A 21,399-nucleotide genomic window follows, 5' to 3' on the forward strand; every position below is an offset into this window, starting at 1 on the left:
CACCCTATTTTCAATTTTCCTTTATAAAGATCGTGAGTCACCACCATGGCCATCTTTGAAGTCAAAGTCCCAGAACTGTCTGAATCCGTTGCTGAAGCCACTCTGTTGCAGTGGAAGAAAAAAGCCGGTGAAGCCGTAGCCGCTGACGAAATCCTGATCGAAATCGAAACCGACAAAGTCGTGCTCGAAGTGCCAGCTCCATCGGCTGGCGTGCTGACTGAAATCGTAGAAGCCGACGGCGCCACCGTGGTGTCTGGCCAAGTCATCGCCAAAATCGACAGCGCTGCACAAGCTGCAGCAGCTCCTGCCGAAGCAGCTGCTGCTCCAGCACCTGCTGCCGCTCCTGTGGCTGCCGCTGCACCAGCATCCAACAGCAAAGCCGGCATCGCCATGCCAGCTGCTGCCAAAATCCTGGCTGAGAAAAACATCGCTGCCGCTGACGTGGCAGGTTCAGGTAAAGACGGCCGCGTCACCAAAGGCGATGCATTGGCTGCTACTCCAGCTGCCGCGAAACCTGCTGCCCCTGTGGTGCAAGCCATTGCTGGCGAGCGTCCAGAACAACGCGTGCCAATGACCCGTCTGCGCGCGCGCGTTGCCGAGCGTCTGCTGCAATCGCAATCCACCAACGCCATCCTGACTACCTTCAACGAAGTCAACATGGCCCCAGTCATGGCGCTGCGCAAAAAATACCAAGAGAAATTCGAGAAGCAACACGGCGTCAAGCTGGGCTTCATGAGCTTCTTCGTCAAAGCAGCGGTGCACGCACTGAAGCAATACCCAGTCGTGAACGCTTCGGTCGATGGCAATGACATCATCTACCACGGTTACTTCGACATCGGTATCGCTGTGGGCTCGCCACGCGGTTTGGTGGTGCCAATCCTGCGTGATGCCGACCAACTGAGCTTTGCTGACATCGAGAAGAAAATTGCAGAATTTGGCGCCAAAGCCAAAGACGGCAAACTGAGCATCGAAGAAATGTCCGGCGGCACCTTCTCCATCTCCAACGGTGGCGTGTTCGGCTCGATGATGTCCACTCCAATCATCAACCCACCTCAGTCGGCTATTTTGGGCGTGCATGCGACCAAAGACCGCGCTGTGGTTGAGAACGGCCAAGTGGTGGTTCGCCCAATGAACTACCTGGCCATGTCCTACGACCACCGCATCATCGACGGCCGCGAAGCCGTGCTGGCACTGGTGGCCATGAAAGACGCTCTGGAAGATCCAGCACGTCTGTTGTTCGACCTGTAATTCAAGCAGGTCCACTGCATTGGCTGTTATCCATGCATTTGCCTGATTGAGTCCAAGCGCGCCTCACAGCCTCTGGTTGCGGGCGCGCTTTGCGCATGGCCCAGGCAATAACAAGCATGGCCCCTACTTCTGGAGAATTGTATGAGTAAAAATTTTGATCTCGTCGTGATCGGTGCTGGCCCTGGTGGCTACATCGCCGCCATCCGCGCTGCCCAACTGGGTCTGAGCGTGGCCTGTATCGATGCCTGGAAAACCAAAGACGGCAAACCCGCTCCTGGCGGCACTTGCACCAACGTCGGCTGCATCCCATCCAAAGCGCTGCTGCAATCATCTGAGCATTTCGAGCACGCTGGCCACCACTTTGCTGAGCACGGCATCTCCACTGGCAAACTGAGCATTGACATTGGCAAAATGCTCGAGCGCAAAAACCAGGTGGTGAAGCAAAACAACGAAGGCATTTTGTACCTGTTCAAAAAGAACAAAGTGACCTTCTTCAATGGCCTGGCCTCGTTCAGCAAAGCCGTTGAAGGCGGCTTTGAAGTGGCCGTTGAAGGCGACAAGCCTGAGACGCTGGTGGGCAAACAAGTCATCATCGCGACCGGCTCGAACGCCCGTGCACTGCCGAACCTGCCGTTTGACGAGCAAGTCGTGCTGTCCAACGATGGCGCACTGGACATCACCAGCGCACCGAAGAGCCTGGCCATCATTGGCTCTGGTGTGATCGGCCTGGAGCTGGGCTCGGTCTGGCGCCGCCTGGGCTCAGAAGTGACGATTCTGGAAGGCCTGCCAACCTTCCTGCCAGCTGCTGACGAAGCGGTGGCCAAAGAAGCCAAAAAAGCCTTTGACAAGCAAGGCCTGAAAATCGAGCTGGGCGCCAAGGTCGGTGAAGTCAAGACTGCCAAAAACAGCGTGACCATCCACTACACCAACGCCAAAGGCGAAGAGCAAACGCTCAAGGCCGACAAGCTGATCGTGTCGATTGGCCGCACTGCCAACACCAATGGCCTGAAACCTGAAGCCGTCGGCGTGCAGCTCGACGAGCGCGGCGCAGTGGTCGTTGACGGCGACTGCCGCACCAGCGTACCAGGCATCTGGGCGGTGGGTGACGTGGTACGTGGCCCGATGCTGGCACACAAAGCCGAGGAAGAAGGAGTGGCAGTGGCCGAGCGCATCGTGGGCCAACACGGCCACGTGAACTTTGGCACCGTGCCTTACGTGATCTACACCAGCCCAGAAATCGCATGGGTGGGCCGCACTGAGCAGCAACTCAAAGCCGACGGCGTCAAATACAAGGCCGGCAGCTTCCCATTCCTGGCCAACGGCCGTGCGCGCGCTTTGGGCGACACCACCGGTTTGGTCAAAGTGATTGCTGATGCAGCTACAGACGAAATTCTGGGTGTGCACATCGTCGGCCCACAAGCCAGCGAATTGATCTCCGAAGCCGTTGTGGCGATGGAATTCAAAGCCAGCAGCGAAGACATCGCCCGCATCTGCCACGCCCACCCGACTTTGTCCGAAGTGACCAAAGAAGCGGCACTGGCAGTGGATAAGCGCGCGCTGAACTTCTAAGCGTCTGGTGGGCTTGAGCGCCCATCCACCAACGGGAGCGAACAAGGCCCTATGGCAAATGCCACAGGGCCTTTTCTTTGGGCTGTGGACAACACACCAGAAGCCTCCAGCCAGCACAGATGGCCAAGGATCAAGATCGACAGCCAGCCTGCCATACCGCTATAATCAAACGCATTATTTTCTGCTGGGGCTATGCACCCGGCACATTGCAGAATTTTCTTCACATGCTGTGTTTCGCGACGTCGACGTTTCGTTGGTGGCGCTTCTTATAGAAGCGGCATGTCGCTGCGGCTGTGCGCCGCATCCTTGCCGCCAAACCGGCGCAGCAAGGCACACTCCCACTCGCTCTTCCGGCACGGCGGCTTTCTCGACCTAGGAGACTGTTTTGCTGCCACTGAGCGTCCCCACTGATTCAGTAATACGCCCTTGTTTACACACGGCAAGGACTTGGCGCGCCTGTATAGGCCATGATGCGGCCCTGTCATGGCGCCGCTCTTGGCAGCTCAGCAACACACGACACCCACACTTTTGCTGCCATATTTGACAGCACATCCAGCGCTGATGCGCCAAGATGCTTAGATATTGAACACAAGGACTGATGGCCATGAATATCCTGATGATCGACAACTACGACAGCTTCACCTACAACATCGTCCAATATTTTGGCGAGCTGGGCGCGACCGTAGCCGTGCATCGCAACGATGAGATCAGCATTGAAGAAGTGCAAGCGCTAGCACCTGACCGCTTGGTGATCTCGCCCGGCCCCTCCTCACCCGAGCATGCAGGCATCTCGGTCGAGGCGATTCGCCACTTTGCAGGCCAAATTCCAATCTTGGGCGTATGCCTTGGCCACCAAAGCATTGGCGCGGCATTTGGCGCGCACATTGTTCGCGCGCAAGAGTTGATGCATGGCAAAACCAGCGTCATCACAACCACACAGCAAGGCGTGTTTGCCAATCTGCCCAAGCAATTCACTGTAAACCGCTACCACTCGCTGTCGATTGCACGCGATAGCCTGCCCGAACAGCTAGAGGTCACCGCCTGGACCGACGATGGTGAAATCATGGGTGTGCGCCACAAAACCCTTGCGATCGAGGGTGTGCAGTTCCACCCCGAATCGATTCTGACCGAACACGGCCATGCGATGCTGCGCAACTTCATGGAACAAGCCCGCTGAATGCCACCTTGCGCTGCATGCTTAAAAAGGCTGGTGGCGGCGCAGACTGCTTAAATATTGCGCATCTGCAAAAATCAGGTATAATTTCGGCCTTTTCCGCATGCAGATAAAAAGGACTGGCAATAACAGCATTGTTTGCGCCTTGTTTTTTGAAGGACTGTCTGCAAGGGATACCGCCACCCTGAATCTGGCGAGGTGAGGCAGAGCGCATAGGAATTGCTCCTGCCGCATATAAAAGGAAACTACCATGGCTCGCGTATGTGATGTCACGGGCAAGCGCCCGCAAGTGGGGAACAACGTCTCCCACGCTAACAACAAAACAAAACGTCGTTTTCTGCCTAACCTGCAGTACAAGCGTTTCTGGGTTGAGAGCGAAAACCGTTGGGTGCGTCTGCGCGTCTCTAGCGCTGCTCTGCGTTTGATCGACAAAAACGGCATCGAATCCGTGCTGGCTGACCTGCGCGCTCGTGGCCAGGCTTAATTGACTGAAGGAGAAACACCATGGCATCCAAAGGCGGTCGCGACAAAATCAAGCTGGAATCTACAGCTGGTACTGGTCACTTCTACACCACTTCCAAAAACAAAAAAACAACTCCTGATAAGTTGTCTTTCATGAAGTTTGACCCAAAAGCACGTAAACACGTGGAATACAAAGAAGTCAAACTGAAGTAATTCAGGGCTGATGCAGTGCAGCACTTGCTGCACAGTCAAAGCCAACTATTCAAAAAAAGCCAGCTTCGCGCTGGCTTTTTTGTGCCCGTTATTTGTGCGGGTTGTGCCATACACGCCACTGCAGTGCCATGAAGACCCTGATCACCGTGCCGCTATCGTTTGGCAATCACAGCCAATCGCTCTTACAATCGCGGCTCTTCTTTGGGGAGTAGCCAGCATCCGCGGCGTCTGCACTCATGCAGCATCGTTGCCATCCAACGGATGCGCCACCGTCAACATTCTCAGTCGAACGACTGTGGCGGTTGCAGCCTTGATCGGCCAGGCGAGACCAGTGAGTCACTTGTAGGCACGATCGGCTACACGTGGCTGACTGTGTAGACCGATCATTGACTATGTCCCCATGAATCCCCCTGCTCTGATCATGCTCGGTATGGCCATGTCTACTGATGCATTTGCTGCTGCCATTGCCAAAGGTGCTGGCCTCAACCGCCCCGGTATTATCCAGGCGCTCAAAATTGGTGCCATTTTTGGTGTGGTTGAAGCCATTACCCCCCTGCTTGGCTGGCTGCTTGGCTCTTTGGCAGCCGAACAAATCGACCACTACGACCATTGGCTCGCCTTTGTATTATTGGGCGGCCTGGGCATACATGCGATCTGGGGCGCACTCACGCAGGCGCCATCCACTACCGAGCCAGAACCCAAAGAACGCTCGCTATGGTCCACGGCGCTCACCGGTCTGGCCACCAGCATTGACGCGATGGCTGTCGGTGTTGGCTTGGCCTTTGTCGACGTCAATATCATGATGGCGGCACTGGTCATTGGCCTGTGCACCTTTGCGATGGTCACCATCGGCATCATGGCTGGCAAAGCCTTGGGCACTGTGTTTGGCAAGCGCGCCGAAATAGCCGGTGGCTTGGTGCTGATTGCCGTAGGTACTGTGATTTTGTACGAGCACACTCTGGGCGCGGCCGCCTAGTCACACACAAGTCCGGCACACAGGCCTCAAGCCCCACCCGCATAACTCTCAAGGCCGATCTGTACCACCACGGCCACATCCTTGCCAACGGCCTCCTGAAACTCCAGCTCAGCCTGGGCAACGGAGCGCTTGAATGCATTGAGCCACAGCAGACCAACCTCTGTAAAAACCACCCGAATCGCCCGGCCATCCATCGGGTCGGGCTCTCTGCGCACCAAGTCCCAGGCCTCACACTGGTCAACCAAGCCAGCCATCGCCTGCTTGCTCATCCCCGCGCGCTGCGCCAGCGTCACAATCCGATCACCACGCAGCGACAAGTGGCGCGTGATGTGGATATGCGCGGCCGTCACTTTGTTGCGCGCAGCCAAATTGGACAGCGCCAGAGGCACCTCAATATCATGTGCCATCAGGTGCAGCACGCGTTCATCAAAACATCGCATCGCGTGGCCAAGCAAACGCCCAAGATGCGTTTGCCGCCAGATATCGTCGGCAGGGATAACACCACTGGTGAGAACCGACTCTTCCCAAGCGGCTGAAGTGAAATGGTCTTGCATGACCTGCATCATAGGCAAGGAAGGCCAAGGATTGGCCATATAGTCAACCAAACTGACTATTAAGTAATGGTTTTTAAAAATATAAGCCTTTACACTGGCTTCCATTGCAGCGCATCACACAGCGCCGCCTGCCAACTTGGCAGTCAACAACACCGATCCACCATCTTGCGGGACGCATAGTCCTCACACTAGGAGTAAGACCATGAATGCAACCGTCGCCAACAGCGAAAAAGCCAAAGCTCTGCAAGCCGCATTGGCCCAAATTGAAAAGCAATTTGGCAAAGGCACGATCATGCGATTGGGCGAGGAAGAACTCACCCAAGACATCCAAGTAGTCTCCACCGGCTCGCTGGGACTGGATGTGGCCTTGGGCGTGGGCGGTCTGCCAAAGGGTCGTGTGATCGAGATCTACGGTCCAGAATCATCCGGTAAAACCACGCTGACGCTGCAGGTCATTGCCGAGATGCAGAAACTGGGCGGCACTTGTGCGTTTGTGGATGCCGAACATGCACTGGATGTGCAGTACGCTGGCAAATTGGGCGTCGATGTCAAAGAGCTGTTGATCTCCCAGCCCGACACGGGCGAGCAAGCGCTAGAAGTGGTCGATAGCCTGGTGCGCTCTGGCGCAGTCGACTTGGTGGTTGTGGACTCGGTCGCGGCCCTGACGCCCAAAGCCGAAATTGAAGGGGATATGGGCGATTCATTGCCCGGCCTGCAAGCGCGCCTGATGAGCCAGGCGCTGCGCAAACTCACCGCCACCATCAAGAAAACCAATTGCATGGTGATCTTCATCAACCAAATCCGTATGAAAATCGGTGTGATGTTTGGCAGCCCTGAAACCACCACCGGTGGTAATGCACTGAAGTTCTACGCCTCGGTGCGCCTGGACATCCGCCGCACGGGTTCGATCAAAAAAGGCGATGAGGTCTTGGGCAACGAAACCAAAGTCAAAGTGGTCAAAAACAAAGTGGCGCCGCCGTTCAAAACGGCCCAGTTTGACATCATGTTTGGCAGCGGCATTTCGCGTGAAGGAGAAATCATCGACATGGGCGTGGCCGGTAGGATCGTCGAAAAAGCCGGTGCCTGGTATTCTTACGGCGGTGAAAAAATTGGCCAGGGCCGTGATAACGCCAAAGAGTTTTTGAAAGAGAATCCAGAGTTGGCACGCGAGATTGAAAACAAAGTACGCGCCAACTTGGGCGTGGTATCTACTGCTCTCATCGAGCGCCCAGACGGCGTCGACGAAGACGGCGTCATGCTGGATGAATAATGCAAAGGGATGAGCGCCGCTGGGGCTCAGCAGCCCCAGCCCAGCTGACCACGCAGCAGCCTGGCACTGCGCCGCCTGACGCCAAGGCGGCCCGCACACGCCAGGCCCCCTCATTATCTCAGCGCGCCTTGCAAGCCCTGTCGCGGCGCGAGTACAGCCGCATGGAGCTGCAGCGCAAGCTCGCTGCGCACGCTGACAGTGAACAACAGCTGCAGGAGGTACTCGATACGATGCAGGCCAAGGGCTTTCTCAGCGATGTGCGCGCAGCCGAGGCCATGACACGGCAAAAGTCGGCGCGCTTTGGCAATGCCCGCATACGCCAAGAGCTGATGGCCAAAGGCATTGAGAAAGATTTGATCAGCGATACGCTGGCTGCGCTAGAGGACAGCGAATGGGAACGGGCCAAACAGGTGTGGCAGAGCAAATTTGGCCACCTCAGAGGCCAAGAATTGGCATGGCCGCAGCGGCACAAACTCCAAGCCAAACAATTGCGCTTCATGTTAGGGCGGGGCTTTTCCAGCGACCTGGTACGCAAACTCATGCAAGACAGCTCAAATGAGTAGTTGAGCAAGTGCCTTCCTATGGCTGTACAACAGGGCATGAACATGTGAGAATTGGCATCAATCGTTAATTAACATTTAATTGACGAATAAAAGGCATTTCAGAGACATCCGCGCAACCATTGCTCAATACCATTGGCTGGTTTGCGTGTATAAACATTTCCAGCACGCACTACCAACCATGCGGGCTGCTTCTGCTTGCCTGCCATTACAACCTGCTTATAGTCATACCATGTCGTGGAAAGATTCTGTCCCACAGGCACTGAGATCGCTATTGCAGCGCTCCGGTGACGCCCCTAAGCCAGTCGCCATCATCAACCATGATGGCAGCGTGACCACTCCGCTGAACCAAGAAAGCACACTGACCAGTGTGCGCTGGCAGCTGTGCAAGGCCCAAATTCGCAGCCTGCTGGCAGAAGCCATGGTGCGAGCAGGTGCGATGACCAATCAATACAAGGTCTGGATCAATCCTGTCAACAACCAGGTCGACTCCGTCTCGGTGATGATCCGTCTGGACCCATCGCTGTCATTGAGCGATGAGCCTCAGGTACAAGTCGAGGAATTTTTGATTGAGCATGCCAAAGGCAAGCACAATATCGACATCTGTGACATCAGCTGGCTGGGCGATGCGCGCAGTACACGGCAGAAAAAATCCCAAACCACGGTCGACTTCCCCCTCGATATTCCGCTGCCAGACGACAAATAGGTGCGCGCAGCCGACCTGGCGATTGAGCGCCGTTGGTGTGCAAGCGGTATTTGCTATTTACAGAGAGGTTTGCTCGTTGGCGGCGGCTTTGCGGGCAAACTCCTCTCGCAGCGCACGCAGCTTGGCGCGCGGGTCTTCCTTGGCCGTTTCAGCTGCCAGCTTCATCTCACCAATAAACCGGCTGGGCTTGCCTGCCACCCAATCACGGCCTTTTTTGCGCCGGCGCGCCCAGCTCACCGCCAAGGTACGCTGGGCCCGCGTAATGCCTACATACATCAGACGGCGCTCTTCCTCAATGCGGCTATTGTCGATCGGCGTTTCATCGCCTTGCTGAAACGGCAAGATGCCTTCGTTGACCCCAGCGAGCACCACATGTGGCCACTCCAAACCTTTGGATGCATGCAAGGTCGACAAGGTCACAACGTCATGGTCTTTTTCGCGCTCGGTCAGGGTCGACAACAACGCAATGGTCTGCGCCACTTCAAGCAGGCTTTTGGCCTCAGTCACGATGCCTCCAGCGCCTTCCGAAGGGTCAACATCGCCTCCGGCACGCTGGGCCATCCAGTCGCAAAACTCCATCACATTGCCCCAGCGCGTGGCGGCAATCGTCGGTGAGTCGGAACTATCAAGCAGGTAATTCTCAAAATTGATTTCTTCGAGCCAGTCGGTCAAAAACTGCCGCGCCGCTTCGCTGCCAATGGCGTGGCTGGCCCGGTAGTGCAAGTCATTGAGCAATCGGCCAAATTCATTGAGCCCGCCCAAGGCTCGCGCACTCAAGCGGGTGGGCAGCATCGGGCTAAACAGCGCAGCAAACAGGCTGATTTTCATCTGCCCGGCAAAATCACCCAACTGCGCCAGCGTCTGGTGGCCAATGCCACGGCGCGGCGAGGTCACTGCGCGCAAAAAGGCCGGGTCATCATTTTCATTGCTCCACAACCGAAACCAGCCGCACAGGTCTTTGATTTCAGAGCGGTCAAAAAAGCTCGTACCACCCGAGACCTTGTACGGAATCTGTGCTTTGCGCAAGGCCTTCTCCAGCGGTTTGGCCTGGTGATTCGCACGGTACAGAATCGCAAAGTCGCGCCACTCTGGCATCGGGTTACCAGCGCGCAGTGACATCAAACGCGCGACCACCCGCTCGGCCTCATGCTCCTCGGAGTCACAGTCCAGCACCCGCACCGGCTCGCCCTCGCCCAGCTCGGAATACAGGGTTTTTGGAAACAGCTTCGGGTTGGGGCCAATCACATGATTGGCCGCTCGCAAAATCGCACTGGTCGAGCGGTAGTTTTGCTCCAGCTTGATGATGTTCAGGTTGGGGAAGTCAACCGGCAATTTCTTCAAATTGTCCAGCGTCGCACCACGCCAGCCGTAAATCGACTGGTCGTCATCGCCCACGGCAGTGAAGTGGCCGCGCTCGCCCACGAGCAGCTTGAGCAGCTCGTATTGGGTCGCATTGGTGTCTTGGTACTCATCGACCAAGACATGGCCCAAACGGGCCTGCCATTTTTCACGCACCTCTTGGTGGTGGCGCAGCAATTGCAGCGGCAGGCCCACCAAATCATCAAAGTCAACACTCTGGTAGGCCGTCAGCCGCTCTTCATAGCGCGCCATCACCAAAGCAGCAACTTTTTCCACATCGCTTTGGGCCACTTTCAACGCCTCGTCAGCATTGAGGCCTTCATTTTTCCAGCGGCTAATCGTCCACTGCCATTGCTTGGCCAACGCTGAGTCGGTCGTGCCACCGCATTCTTTGATGATGGACAGCACATCGTCGCTGTCCAGAATACTGAACTTGGCTTTGAGGCCCAGCACTTCGCCGTCCTCACGCACCATGCGCACACCCAGCGAGTGAAAGGTGCAAATAATCACCTCTTTGACCGCCTTGCCACCTATCAGCCCTTTGGCGCGCTCTCGCATCTCGGCTGCGGCCTTGTTCGTGAAGGTAATCGCAGCGATACGGCTGGGCGCCAAGCCTTTGTCGATCAAATGCGCAATTTTTTGCGTGATCACACGGGTTTTGCCAGAGCCGGCGCCGGCCAACACCAAGGAGGGCCCATGGATATGGTGGACGGCTTGGGTTTGGGCAAGATTAAGGCCAGCAGACATAGGGCAGAGTGTGAATCAATATGAAAAGGAACCAGCCATGATAGCGGCTACGCGCGCAGCCAACCCACCAGGCTCAGGCCGCACGCCAGAGATGCCAAACGTTGCCGACTCCACCCGCCTTACTTGAGCCAACCTTTGTGGCGGAAGTAAATCATGGGAATGGCGGCGCTGGCAATCATCAACACAATCGCATACGGGTAGCCGTATTTCCAGGTCAATTCAGGCATGACCTCGAAGTTCATGCCGTAAACGCTGGCAATCAAGGTAGGCGGCAGCAAAGCGACGCTGGCCACCGAGAACAACTTGATGATCTTACTCTGGTTGATGTTGATGAAACCCACCGTTGCATCCAGCAAGAAGTTGATCTTGTCGAACAGGAAAGCGGTGTGGCTGTCCAGCGATTCGATGTCGCGCAGAATCTGGCGCGCATCTTCAAACTGCTCGGCATTGAGGATTTTGCTGCGCATCAAAAAGCTGACAGCGCGGCGCGTGTCCATCATATTGCGGCGGATCTTGCCGTTCAAATCTTCATAACGCGCAATGCTGCCCAGGACTTCACTGGCTTGCTCGTCGCTCAAGGCGCCAGAGAGAATCGCTTGGCTGGCCGAGTCAAGCTCGTCATAAATCCACTCCAGCGAGTCAGCCGCATACTCCGCATCGGTATCAAAGAGATTGAGCAACACCTCTTTGCAGTCACCAATCAGGCCGGGAATGCGGCGCGCGCGCAAACGGAACAAGCGAAATACTGGCACATCGTCCTCGCGAATCGAGAACAGGATGTTGTGGCTGCGCAAGGTCGGATTTTGCAAGTTCATGATGTAGGCCACGCGCACATACCGCGGCTTGTCGTCATCAATCAAGAAATCGCTGCGAATATGCAGCTCGCCGTTGTCTTCTTCGTAGAAGCGGGCGGATTCTTCAATGTCATCATCGACAACATCATCAGGAATCAGCAGCGAGAAATGCTGCTTGACCCAAAACTTTTCCTCTTCTGTCGGAGAGACCATGTCCACCCAAACAGGCTGGACCTGGGCGAGATCGTGCAGTGTTTCAATGTCTTTTTGTACGAGGCGGCCGTTGACGAGGATGAATACATTCAGCATGCAACATACTCCCTAAAAATGGATTCTGTGTGATTGAGGCTATTAGGTGGGGGCGCTTTCAGCCCTCAGACCTGCGCTCTCACAGAACGTCCGCCTGGGCCTGAAAGCTACCAACTCGGAGGTGCTTCCATCGGTCATTTCTTTCACAAACAATGGCTGTTCGCTAGTGCGGTGCACAGCTGATGTGTTTAAATTCGCTGCGGCTCACGCCTGACAACTTCGGTTAACAGTGGCGGATTATCGCACCCAGAGAGGGCATTTGCACCGTTCTATGTGCTAAGACAAGGACTTGTTGCACATATTTCCAGCATTAAAAAACAGCCACGACCGTCTGCATGCCCAGCACGCGCATCAACAACCACCTTCAGCACTCTAAGAACGTGTTTACGATCTATTCGCAGACCGCGTTGGAGCCCAAGAGGATACGGTGTACGGCAGCGACCGCAGTCGGGCTATCTGCTCGGCGAGAATATTTAACAAAGCAAGTGGCCTTTTGGGCTCCAACGCGGTCTGCGTGGAGACTTTGCACAGGCTCTAAGAACTTGCTGTTGGTGCCAGCAAAGCCATCACGCGCTGCAAATCAGCCCAAGCCTGGCGCTTGGCATGGGTGGCGCGCAGCAAATAAGCGGGGCTGAAGCTCACCACCACCGGCACACCGTGGACCTGGTGGTCCGATTGGCGCAATACGCCCAAGGGCTCAGTACGGCCCAGCCAATGCTGCGCTGCATCGCGCCCCATCACCAACACGGCACGCGGGCTGGCATTAGCAAGCAGCTGCTGCACGCTGGCGCTGGGCACATCTTGCTGGGGTGTCGCCGCTTCAGCACCACTGTGCTGCTGCCGTTTGGCCCAACTCAGCCGCAGCGCAGGGCTGTGCAACAAACCCATCGCGCGCACCATATTCTCCAGCAACTGCATGGCAGCCGGCTGTGCATCGCCCAAAGCCTGCAAATCATCGACTAGCAACAGCAAGCCAGACGCAGTCGCCGCCAATGCTGGAGGCGACGCATCCTCGTTTTCCTGCTGGACCTTCCAGGGCACAGGCATGGTCCATAGCACGGGCGGCGCACTTGCAGAGGTCGCAGGCGCTAGCGCGGCAAGCCCACCCACACGCGCCCTAGCCGGTGCCGCAGCTCGCGACGCCACGGGCGCAGCCTCGGCGCCAGGGGTCTCAGGGGGAGCCACAAGCGGCACAGGTTCTGCCCGCTGGGCAATAGGCGGCTGGCTGGCACCAGGCTCAAACGCTGCAGCTGGGGCCGCTTTAGCTGGGGCCGCTTTGACCGCCTCCTGCACCGCAGGCGCGAGCGCTGGAGCGGCAACATCAACAGACTTGGCGGCTTTGATCCACCATAACTCCACCCCCATGGCTTTGAGCATGGAAAGGCGTCTGGGGTCAAGGGACTGGGTCAGCGTCTGCATGGAATCCAAGATGAGCGAAAGCACCATTGTAGAAGCACCAATGCGCCACAGCGCAGGCAAGCGGGTGCGGCAGCAGGCTTTTCCACGCTCAATCAGCGCCAGCGAGGCGCTCTGCACTAGGCAGTGCTTTATGCATCACGATCGCATGTTCGCGCTGCTCGGCATTCAACGGGTAGTAGTTCTTGCGCAGGCTTACAAACTCATAGCCGCAGCTGCGGTACAAGGCCTCTGCGGCCGCATTGCTTTGCCGCACTTCCAGCCAGATGTGCTGAGCCGCTTGCTGCTGCGCCCACACTTGCAGAGCCTGCATCAGCAAACGGCCCAGGCCTTGGCCTCGCGCTGCTGGCTCCACCGTGACATTGAGCAAATGCACTTCTTCAAAGCCTGCCATAGCCACCAGATAGCCGAGCAAACGCGCATCTTGCAACAGCATGGGCATGTAAAAGCCAGGCGTGTTCAAGCTGTCGCGAAAATTGCCCTCGCTCCAAGGATGGCTGTGGCTGAGCTGCTCAAGGCGCATAACCCGGCTGAGATCGGCTGCAGCCATGGCTCGCCAGCGCAGTTGGGGCGCCTCCAGCATCAGTGCTCAATGGCCTGCGTGCGCATTGGCCTGCTTGACTGGATGGCCATCGGCCCCCAAACCGCGCTTGGCCAACCAGTCTTTGAGCACAATCATCTCGCCTTCCTGGGCACGGATGATGTCCTCGGCCAATTGGCGCATCGCCGGGTCTTTGCCATATTGCAATTGGATGCGCGCCATTTCTACCGCGCCATCATGGTGGGCCAGCATGCCAGCGGCAAACGCGACATCGGCGTCATCATGGGCAATGCCTCGCATCATGTCGTCATGCATTCGGCCCATCGACTGGTCCAACGCCTCGCGCGCATTGTTGGGTGCCTGTGCAGCAGCGGTTGCGGTGCTGGCACTGCTGTGCGAGCCATGCGAAGCATTCGCATTTTGCTGCGCTTGTGCGGAGGTAAAAGACATGGCCGCCAAGGCCAACACCACCGAGCCGAATTTAAAAGTTTTTTTCATTGAGCTTGCTCCAATCATCAAATCCACCATCCTACAAAACATCAGCAGACCAAGCGTCCGCAATAACCATCAATTATTGTTGACGATTGCCTTCAATGCGTACCACCAATGGTACTGGCTTGGCGCACTGCAAACGGTTCTGCCCCAACGGAACATTCCGACAACAGGGCATCTAAGAGGCCTGTTCACCATCTCCATGCAGTCGCGCAAGGCACAAGGTTGGAGCCCAAAAGGCACGCTGCTTTGTTAAAAATCCTCACCGGGCAGATAGCCCGACTGCGGTTTTTGCCGCGCCTTGCATCCTTGTGGGGCTTTTGAACGCCGCTGCGTAGAGATGATGAAGAGATTACAAGTGCTGGCGCTGCTGCGCTTGCAATCGCAAGGTGTTGAACGCGCGCGGCGGCTGCCTGCCAGGGACGCTTTACAAAACGCCCTGTAGAGGCTTGAACGCGGCCTTGAACGATCTGGTTTGCAGCGCTTCCCTAAAAATTTTTATCTGTTCATTCATCATTTTTATTTCACCAAGGATTGCTATTCATGCCACATCAAAAAAGTCACAAGATATTGGCTGCACTGGCTATCGCCGGCGTTGGGGGAGCTTTAACCGCATGCCATTCAAGCCACGAAGAAACGCCTACCGATCTTGCTGAATTCCACCAATTGCGCGCCACCCTGAATGCGGCGGCTCAAACCGTGCAATGGCCAGACGGTTACTGCGCCAGCACCTATGGCTCGATCCAGCAGCAAGCAGGCTTGCTGCGTCAGGCAGCACTTGTGACGCAACAACAAGAGCTGGCCGACAACGCTGAACAACTCGCACTACAAGCTGCTGCGATGCAGGAAAGCCCTTGCGAATTGGCCGAAAGCGGCGCCTTAACCGATGGCCAATTACAAACCCGGTATCTGCGCGCAGACATGACGGCCTGGCTTTGGAAGCTGCAACTGCTCGCAGAAGGCGGCAGCCAAGTGTTGCCGCCCATCACAGCCGTTGTCAATCCTGTAGACGCACGCAATTTCAGGCCACTGACCCACTTTCAAGATGCGCCTGAGCTCTTGTCGAGCCAGCTTGTGGTGCTGCCTGCAGGACAGTTTTGGATCGGCGGAACAGAGCAAGAACATGCCGCTCTCAATGTCGATGCTTATCGGGCCGCCTGGGAGATCCCGCGCCGCCCAGTCATGATCGAGCAAGCGTTTGCCATGGCCAGTACCGAGGTCACAGTCGCTGATTTTGAGACATTCTTGAACGACAGCGGCTACCAGGTGAGCCGCGGCTGCCTGGGCTTTCCAGGCTTTCCGGCCATGGACGATCCCAACTACACCATGGACGTCCCAACATGGAGCTGGCGCTACCCTGGCTTTGCGCAAGACAAGAATGAGCCCGTGTTGTGCGTCACCCGCGGCGATGCGATGGCTTATGCGCAGTGGCTGTCGGCCAAGACTGGCGCCACCTACCGTCTGCCTAGCGAAGCAGAATGGGAATATGCAGCGCGTGCAGGCACGGAAACGCCGTATTTCTGGGGCGACTCCATCGAGGAAGGTTGTCGCTATGCGGCCATCTACGACCTCTCGACCGATGCCGCCACTGGCTTTGGCTTTGTCACCGCACAGTGCAATGATGGCACCCCCTACACCGCATCGGTAGGCAGCTTCCTGCCCAACCCATGGGGCTTGTACGATATGACTGGCAATGCCCGCGAGTGGGTCTCCGACGCCTGGGAAGACTCTTACGCCACAGGCCCTGTCAACCAAAATCCCCGCACCGCAGGCGTCGCCCAGTTCCCCGTCTTGCGCGGTGGGGGCTGGAACTATATGCCTCAAAACGAGCGGATCGCTTACCGCAGCGCTTACTATTCGCTGGAGTTGAAATCCAATATGTGGGGCTTTCGCCTGGTGCGCGAGTTGTAATGCCCCTCAGCCAGGCCAACGGCCCCATGCACTAAGAGCCTGTTGCAGGTCATACCTCCGTATGAGCGCAATGGGCAACGCCACCATGGTTGGGGCTGATTAGCGTACCCTCAGCGGAAACATGGCTGCAGGCCACTGCAAGCGCTGGCGCAATTGCCGCCAATCAAAACCAGCCCCCGGATCGTGTTTGCGGCCCGGGGCAATATCTTCATGGCCAGCGATATCGGCAATCGGGTAGTGCTGGCGCAGTGCGCTGCACAAAGTGCTTAACGCAGCGTATTGCGCAGGCGTGAATAGGCCACCTTCGAGCCCTTCGAGTTCGATGCCAATCGAGTCATCATTTCTGGCACTGCGTCCTGCGTAATAGGACACGCCAGCATGCCAGGCACGTGCATCGGTATTGACAAATTGCACCACCTGGCCATCTCGGCGGATCAGAAAATGGGCCGAAACCTCCAGCCCCCGTATGGTGTCAAAGTAAGGGTGCGTGTCCCAATCGAGGCGGTTGGTAAACAAGCGCTCTATCGCATCTCCCTCAAACACCCCAGGCGGCAAACTGATCGAATGCACAACGATCAAATCCACCACGGCCTGGGCAGGCCGCTGGTTGCAATTGGGTGAAGCACACCAACGGGCAGACAGATAGCGGCCTTGGCTCAGCGCGCCTGGCGTTGCAGCCATGCCAGCGGCGCCGGCCAATAAGCTGTCTTGTGGGTTCATCAGCGCGTCTCCGGCTCAGTCGGAATATTCAAGCGCTCAATGCGGTAGCGTATTTGCCGCAAATTCAGGCCCAGCATAGCGGCTGCCGCCGTGCGGTTGTAATTGGCCGCCTTGAGGGCGCGAATCAACACGCCGCGCTCTTGCTCGTCGAGCCATGCTTGCAAGTCCTGCGGCAAATCCCGGCTCTCATCTGACGCGGCTGTAGCCGATGCCGGGCGCAAGTCCAGTCCATCCGCGGTGCGGCGCTCACTGCCTGTACTGGCAAACAGCGGCGCTGGGGTTGCGCTTGGCAGCGGCACCGCCACGGTATAGCGCGATGGGTAGGCCGTGGCCGAGCTGGCCCCAGGCAAACCAAAAACCGGTGCACCTGCATGCTGCGGGCGAGGCGCAGGTGCAGCCGTTGGAGCGGGCCGTGTCGCTGCCAACGCCGGCTGGTGGGGCGCGGTCGCCGTCGCATCGATAGGGCCGTCCATGCAATCGGCAATATAGTCCAGGCGCAACACCCCGTCCTCGCTCAGGGCGACGGCACGGTGCAGCAAATTCTCTAACTCACGCACATTACCGGGAAAATTGCGCTGCATCATCGCATACATGAAAGCTGGATCGATGTGCAAGCCCTCAAAGCCCGACTCCTTGCTTAACCGCGCCAGCAGCGCTTGCAGCAAGGCCGGCAAATCCTCCCGCCGCTCACGCAACGCAGGGATGCGCAGCTCAATCACATTCAAGCGGTAGTACAGGTCCTGGCGAAAGCGCCCTTGCTCAACTTCAGCAGCCAGATCGCGGTGGGTCGCACTGACAAGGCGGACATCGACCACCTCCTCTTGCGTCGCGCCCAGAGGCCTGACGCTGCGCTCCTGAATCGCCCTGAGCAACTTGGTTTGCATGGCCAGCGGCAAGTCACCAATCTCATCGAGAAACAAGGTGCCGCCTTTGGCGGCCTGGAAAAAGCCCTGACGGTCTTGGCTGGCACCCGTATACGCGCCTTTTTTAGCGCCAAAAAATTCGGCCTCCAGTAAATTCTCAGGAATGGCGCCGCAATTGACCGCCACCATCGGCCCATCGGCGCGTTGGCTATTGGCATGCAAAGCCCTGGCCACTAACTCCTTGCCGGTGCCCGACTCACCATGGATGTGCACGGGGGCCATGCTGCGGGCCACTTTGCTGATGCGCTCTTTGACTGCTTGCATGACTGCCGACTGCCCGACCAGATCATTTAACGCTTTAACGCCTTTGTCACGTCCAGCCGCACCAGCCGTGGCAAGCGCGTTTTTACGCAGCGGTGCAGTGTTCTGCTCGGCATTGACGGGCATTGGCTGGTGCTGCGCAGCCGCGACTGGGGCCACCGCAGCAGTTGCTGGCAGGTCTTGAATGGCAGAGGCAATCACGCTGCGCAATTGTTTCAATTCCACCGGTTTACTGAGGTAATCAAAAGCGCCCGCACGCAAGGCCTCAACGGCATTCTCGGCCGAACCGTACGCGGTGGCGACAATGCAGCGTTCGGGCCGGCCTTGCGCCTGCAACGCCAGCAGCAACTCCATGCCCAGACCATCAGGCAGGCGCATATCGGTCAGCACCACGTCAAAACGCTGCTGCAATTTGTGCATGGCTTGCGCCACTGTCTCGGCCGTCTCAATGCGGTAGCCCTCACGCGCTAAGGTGAGTTCGTACAGCAGGCGCAGATCCGGCTCGTCATCCACAACCAGGATAGAGGCATTTTTCTCAGACATCGGGCCATTATGCGCTGTAACACGCCCCGCCAACACAGAACATGCACCTGTGCCTTGGCGCGTGTTTCGATCTTTTCACAGTCGCGCAAGGTGCACTAAAAAGGCTGCGCAAAGCACCTGTTGCAGCGCACCGTATCCTTTGGGCTTGAACGCGGCTGCGTCGAGATGGTGAACCGGCGCTTGGCCTCAACAACGCTGCCAGGGTCGGTGTGTATTCTCTTGCCAAGCTTGGCGGTGCAGCAGTGGCAGATCATCATGTGCTTGCGGCCAACCGATGCACAGATACAGGCAAAAACGCCATTGCGCCGGCACCTCAAACAACTGCTGCATGGCTTGGGGGTCCAAAATAGTCACCATGCCCACGCCCAAACCACAGGCTCTGGCCATCAAATTGAGGTTGTGTACCGCCATCGCCGTGCTGTGTTCCAAGCTCTGTGGCAGAGAGTGGCGACCCAAACCATGGCCTTGAGTCGGCTGCGTGTCGGTGAACACCGCCAACTGCAAGGGGGCCGTTTGAATGCCTTCGAGTTTGAGCTGCAGGTATTGGCGCTGGCGCTCAGGCGCTTGACTGGCCAAGGCCAGGGCGTTGGCTTGCAGGAAAATGCCGTGCACCGCTTGGCGCTTGCTGGCACTATCGACCTGCAATACCCGCCAAGGTCGCGCATTGCCAACCGAGGGTGCCAGCTCCATCGCGTCATACAAGCGGGCCTGCAAATCGGGCGCAACCGGCTGGGTTTGAAAATGCCGGACATCACGCCGCCAACGCATCAAGCGCAGCAAGGAGTCGCGCTCACTGTCTGAAAAATTCATTTGAATGGTGGCGGGCCTGTGCGGCCCACACGTGTGATCTGATTGGCAGCGTAGAGCCTGTTTACGATCTTTTCGCAGTCGCGCAAGGCACACAAAGAGGCAATGCCGCAATGCGTTTTTTGTCCTTCGGGCTGGCGTCCAAAAGGCACGCTGCTTTGTTCGCAGTCCTCGCCTTGCAGATAGCCCGACGGCGATTCTTGCCGCGCACCGTATCCTTTTGGACTCCAACGCGGTCTGCGAAAAGATCGTAAACAGGTTCTTAAGCCGTGCCTCCAACAGTCAGGCCTTCGATACGGAAGGTCGGCTGGCCCACGCCTACTGGCACGCTTTGGCCTTCTTTGCCACAAACACCGACGCCGCTGTCGAGTTGCAGGTCATTGCCAATCATGCTGACCTGCTTGAGCGCCTCAGGGCCGTTGCCGACAATCGTCGCGCCTTTGACTGGATACAGCAGTTTGCCTTTTTCGACCCACCACGCTTGGCTGGCACTGAAGACAAACTTGCCAGAAGTGATGTCGACCTGGCCGCCGCCAAAATTGGTCGCATAAATACCGCGCTCGATGCTGGCCACCACTTCTGCCGGTTCGTACTGGCCGCCCAACATATAGGTGTTGGTCATACGCGGCATCGGAAGGTGTGCATAGCTCTCACGCCGGCCATTGCCGGTCGGCGCAGTGTTCATCAAGCGCGCATTCATTGCATCCTGGATGTAACCCACCAAAATACCGTCTTCAATCAAGACATTGCGCTGTGAAGGATGGCCTTCATCGTCGATATTCAAGGAACCACGGCGGTCGGCCAAGGTGCCGTCATCCAGCACTGTCACACCTTTGGCGGCAACACGCTGGCCAATCCGACCGCTGAAGGCGCTGGCGCCTTTGCGGTTGAAGTCACCCTCCAGGCCATGCCCGACTGCTTCGTGCAGCAACACACCTGGCCAGCCTGGCCCCAACACCACGGTCATCTCGCCAGCAGGCGCTGGGCGCGAATCGAGGTTGGTCAGCGCCGCGCTGACAGCGTCTTGTACATACTCTTCGACCAAGGCATCGTCAAAATAAGCCAAGCCGAAGCGCCCGCCGCCGCCTGACGAGCCCACTTCACGGCGGCCGTTTTGCTGAACAATCACGGTCACAGACAAACGCACCAAGGGGCGTACATCGGCAGCCAGCGTGCCGTCGGCACGCGCGACCAACACCACATCCCATTCACTGGCCAGGCCCGCCATCACCTGGGCCACGCGTGGGTCTTTGGCGCGTGCCAATTGCTCCACTTTGCCCAGCAAATCGACTTTTTCCTGACTCGACAAAGTGTCAATAGGGTCCAGGCTCGGGTAGAGCGCGCGGCTAGGCGCCACAGTGCGGGCGCCCACTTTGGCTTTGCGGCCAGTGGCTGTGCCAGCACCAATGGCACGCACGGCGCTGGCTGCATCCATCAGTGAGGCCTCAGAAATATCGTCCGAATAGGCAAATGCGGTTTTCTCACCGGTCACCGCCCGTACGCCAACACCCTGGTCAATGCTGAACGAGCCGGTTTTGACAATGCCTTCTTCCAGGCTCCAGCCTTCATGGCGGGTGTACTGGAAATACAGATCGGCATCGTCGACCTGGCGTTTGCGGATGTGGGCCAGTGCCTGGTGCAGGTGGCGTTCGTCCAAACCAAACGGCGCCAATAAAATCTGCTGCGCGATTGCCAGTCTATCCTCAGTGGCGCCTACATTTGCCAGTGGTGCAAGGGCAAAGCCTGCGGCGGGCTGGGTTGCACGAAGTGCTGGCGAAGCGGCATTGCGCATCGCAAAAGAGCTGGGGGCATTGGCAAAAGATAAATTCATGTGCCCATTGTAA

General features: G+C 57.4%; 22 protein-coding genes. 11 read left to right on the forward strand and 11 right to left on the reverse strand.

Features of this window, described 5'->3' with window-relative positions:
• Positions 1–45: 45 nt before the first annotated feature.
• The 3 genes from odhB (at position 46) to E8K88_RS04355 (ending at position 3,994) form a co-directional block, all read left to right on the forward strand.
• Positions 46–1,248: a 2-oxoglutarate dehydrogenase complex dihydrolipoyllysine-residue succinyltransferase gene (gene odhB, locus E8K88_RS04345; RefSeq protein ID WP_136405429.1), complete on the forward strand. Its 1,203-nt coding sequence runs from the start codon at positions 46–48 to the stop codon at positions 1,246–1,248.
• A 141-nt stretch (positions 1,249–1,389) separates the two neighbouring features.
• Positions 1,390–2,817, forward strand: a complete 1,428-nt coding sequence (gene lpdA / locus E8K88_RS04350) for a dihydrolipoyl dehydrogenase (protein WP_136405430.1) — start codon at positions 1,390–1,392, stop codon at positions 2,815–2,817.
• A 604-nt stretch (positions 2,818–3,421) separates the two neighbouring features.
• On the forward strand, positions 3,422–3,994 hold the full coding sequence (locus tag E8K88_RS04355; protein ID WP_136405431.1) for an anthranilate synthase component II: 573 nt from the start codon (positions 3,422–3,424) through the stop codon (positions 3,992–3,994).
• On the opposite strand, the gene E8K88_RS04360 is transcribed toward E8K88_RS04355, so the two are convergent.
• Positions 3,975–4,205 carry a hypothetical protein gene (locus E8K88_RS04360; protein WP_136405432.1) on the reverse strand — a complete coding sequence of 77 codons (231 nt, stop codon included), beginning with the start codon at positions 4,203–4,205 and terminating at the stop codon, positions 3,975–3,977. The two genes, E8K88_RS04355 and E8K88_RS04360, sit on opposite strands and share 20 nt — an antisense overlap.
• Before the next feature lie 36 nt (positions 4,206–4,241).
• On the opposite strand from E8K88_RS04360, the gene rpmB reads away from it, so the two are divergent.
• The 3 genes from rpmB to E8K88_RS04375 all read left to right on the forward strand — a co-directional run bounded on the left by rpmB (position 4,242) and on the right by E8K88_RS04375 (position 5,642).
• Positions 4,242–4,475, forward strand: a complete 234-nt coding sequence (gene rpmB / locus E8K88_RS04365) for a 50S ribosomal protein L28 (protein WP_136405433.1) — start codon at positions 4,242–4,244, stop codon at positions 4,473–4,475.
• A 20-nt stretch (positions 4,476–4,495) separates the two neighbouring features.
• Positions 4,496–4,666 carry a 50S ribosomal protein L33 gene (gene rpmG / locus E8K88_RS04370; protein ID WP_136405434.1) on the forward strand — a complete coding sequence of 57 codons (171 nt, stop codon included), beginning with the start codon at positions 4,496–4,498 and terminating at the stop codon, positions 4,664–4,666.
• A 400-nt stretch (positions 4,667–5,066) separates the two neighbouring features.
• Entirely contained in the window at positions 5,067–5,642 is a 576-nt protein-coding gene (locus E8K88_RS04375) for a manganese efflux pump MntP (RefSeq protein WP_136405435.1), read from the forward strand.
• 26 nt (positions 5,643–5,668) lie between these two features.
• Here E8K88_RS04375 and E8K88_RS04380 read toward each other — a convergent pair whose 3' ends face one another.
• A complete protein-coding gene (locus E8K88_RS04380; RefSeq protein WP_136405436.1) occupies positions 5,669–6,196 on the reverse strand; it encodes a MarR family winged helix-turn-helix transcriptional regulator in 528 nt (175 codons plus the stop codon).
• Between the two features lie 202 nt (positions 6,197–6,398).
• Here E8K88_RS04380 and recA point away from each other — a divergent pair, with 202 nt between their 5' ends.
• From recA to E8K88_RS04395, 3 genes are all read left to right on the forward strand, one after another.
• On the forward strand, positions 6,399–7,466 hold the full coding sequence (gene recA / locus E8K88_RS04385) for a recombinase RecA (protein WP_136405437.1): 1,068 nt from the start codon (positions 6,399–6,401) through the stop codon (positions 7,464–7,466).
• The gene (recX, locus tag E8K88_RS04390) at positions 7,466–8,029 is read left to right on the forward strand and encodes a recombination regulator RecX (RefSeq protein WP_136405438.1); all 564 of its coding nucleotides are present in this window, start codon (positions 7,466–7,468) and stop codon (positions 8,027–8,029) included. Before recA ends, recX begins: the two co-directional genes overlap by 1 nt.
• A gap of 229 nt (positions 8,030–8,258) precedes the next feature.
• Positions 8,259–8,732, forward strand: a complete 474-nt coding sequence (locus tag E8K88_RS04395) for a hypothetical protein (RefSeq protein WP_136405439.1) — start codon at positions 8,259–8,261, stop codon at positions 8,730–8,732.
• 57 nt (positions 8,733–8,789) lie between these two features.
• On the opposite strand, the gene E8K88_RS04400 is transcribed toward E8K88_RS04395, so the two are convergent.
• From E8K88_RS04400 to copM, 5 genes are all read right to left on the reverse strand, one after another.
• A complete protein-coding gene (locus E8K88_RS04400; RefSeq protein WP_136405440.1) occupies positions 8,790–10,838 on the reverse strand; it encodes an ATP-dependent helicase in 2,049 nt (682 codons plus the stop codon).
• Positions 10,839–10,957: 119 nt separating this feature from the next.
• Positions 10,958–11,941, reverse strand: a complete 984-nt coding sequence (corA, locus tag E8K88_RS04405) for a magnesium/cobalt transporter CorA (protein ID WP_136405441.1) — start codon at positions 11,939–11,941, stop codon at positions 10,958–10,960.
• Positions 11,942–12,475: 534 nt separating this feature from the next.
• Positions 12,476–13,360 (reverse strand): uracil-DNA glycosylase family protein, encoded by an 885-nt coding sequence (locus tag E8K88_RS04410; RefSeq protein ID WP_136405442.1) that lies wholly within the window; start codon positions 13,358–13,360, stop codon positions 12,476–12,478.
• An 88-nt stretch (positions 13,361–13,448) separates the two neighbouring features.
• The gene (rimI, locus tag E8K88_RS04415; RefSeq protein ID WP_168797244.1) at positions 13,449–13,907 is read right to left on the reverse strand and encodes a ribosomal protein S18-alanine N-acetyltransferase; all 459 of its coding nucleotides are present in this window, start codon (positions 13,905–13,907) and stop codon (positions 13,449–13,451) included.
• Between the two features lie 39 nt (positions 13,908–13,946).
• Positions 13,947–14,348, reverse strand: coding sequence for a CopM family metallochaperone (gene copM, locus E8K88_RS04420; RefSeq protein ID WP_136405444.1), 402 nt, complete (start codon positions 14,346–14,348; stop codon positions 13,947–13,949).
• Here copM and E8K88_RS04425 point away from each other — a divergent pair.
• Both E8K88_RS04425 and E8K88_RS04430 read left to right on the forward strand, forming a co-directional pair.
• On the forward strand, positions 14,347–14,646 hold the full coding sequence (locus E8K88_RS04425) for a hypothetical protein (RefSeq protein WP_136405445.1): 300 nt from the start codon (positions 14,347–14,349) through the stop codon (positions 14,644–14,646). The two genes, copM and E8K88_RS04425, sit on opposite strands and share 2 nt — an antisense overlap.
• A 287-nt stretch (positions 14,647–14,933) precedes the next feature.
• On the forward strand, positions 14,934–16,301 hold the full coding sequence (locus E8K88_RS04430; RefSeq protein ID WP_136405446.1) for a formylglycine-generating enzyme family protein: 1,368 nt from the start codon (positions 14,934–14,936) through the stop codon (positions 16,299–16,301).
• A 99-nt stretch (positions 16,302–16,400) separates the two neighbouring features.
• Here the strand turns inward: E8K88_RS04430 and ampD are convergent, their stop codons facing one another.
• The 4 genes from ampD to tldD all read right to left on the reverse strand — a co-directional run bounded on the left by ampD (position 16,401) and on the right by tldD (position 21,386).
• Positions 16,401–17,021 (reverse strand): 1,6-anhydro-N-acetylmuramyl-L-alanine amidase AmpD, encoded by a 621-nt coding sequence (gene ampD, locus E8K88_RS04435; protein ID WP_420813558.1) that lies wholly within the window; start codon positions 17,019–17,021, stop codon positions 16,401–16,403.
• Positions 17,021–18,748: a sigma 54-interacting transcriptional regulator gene (locus E8K88_RS04440; RefSeq protein ID WP_240754316.1), complete on the reverse strand. Its 1,728-nt coding sequence runs from the start codon at positions 18,746–18,748 to the stop codon at positions 17,021–17,023. Before E8K88_RS04440 ends, ampD begins: the two co-directional genes overlap by 1 nt.
• A gap of 186 nt (positions 18,749–18,934) precedes the next feature.
• Positions 18,935–19,558 (reverse strand): 5,6-dimethylbenzimidazole synthase, encoded by a 624-nt coding sequence (bluB, locus tag E8K88_RS04445; RefSeq protein WP_136405447.1) that lies wholly within the window; start codon positions 19,556–19,558, stop codon positions 18,935–18,937.
• Positions 19,559–19,817: 259 nt separating this feature from the next.
• The gene (tldD, locus tag E8K88_RS04450; RefSeq protein WP_240754317.1) at positions 19,818–21,386 is read right to left on the reverse strand and encodes a metalloprotease TldD; all 1,569 of its coding nucleotides are present in this window, start codon (positions 21,384–21,386) and stop codon (positions 19,818–19,820) included.
• Between the last annotated feature and the right edge of the window lie 13 nt (positions 21,387–21,399).

This window comes from Lampropedia aestuarii (genome assembly GCF_004803635.1).
Taxonomy (GTDB): Bacteria; Pseudomonadota; Gammaproteobacteria; order Burkholderiales; family Burkholderiaceae_C; genus Lampropedia; species Lampropedia aestuarii.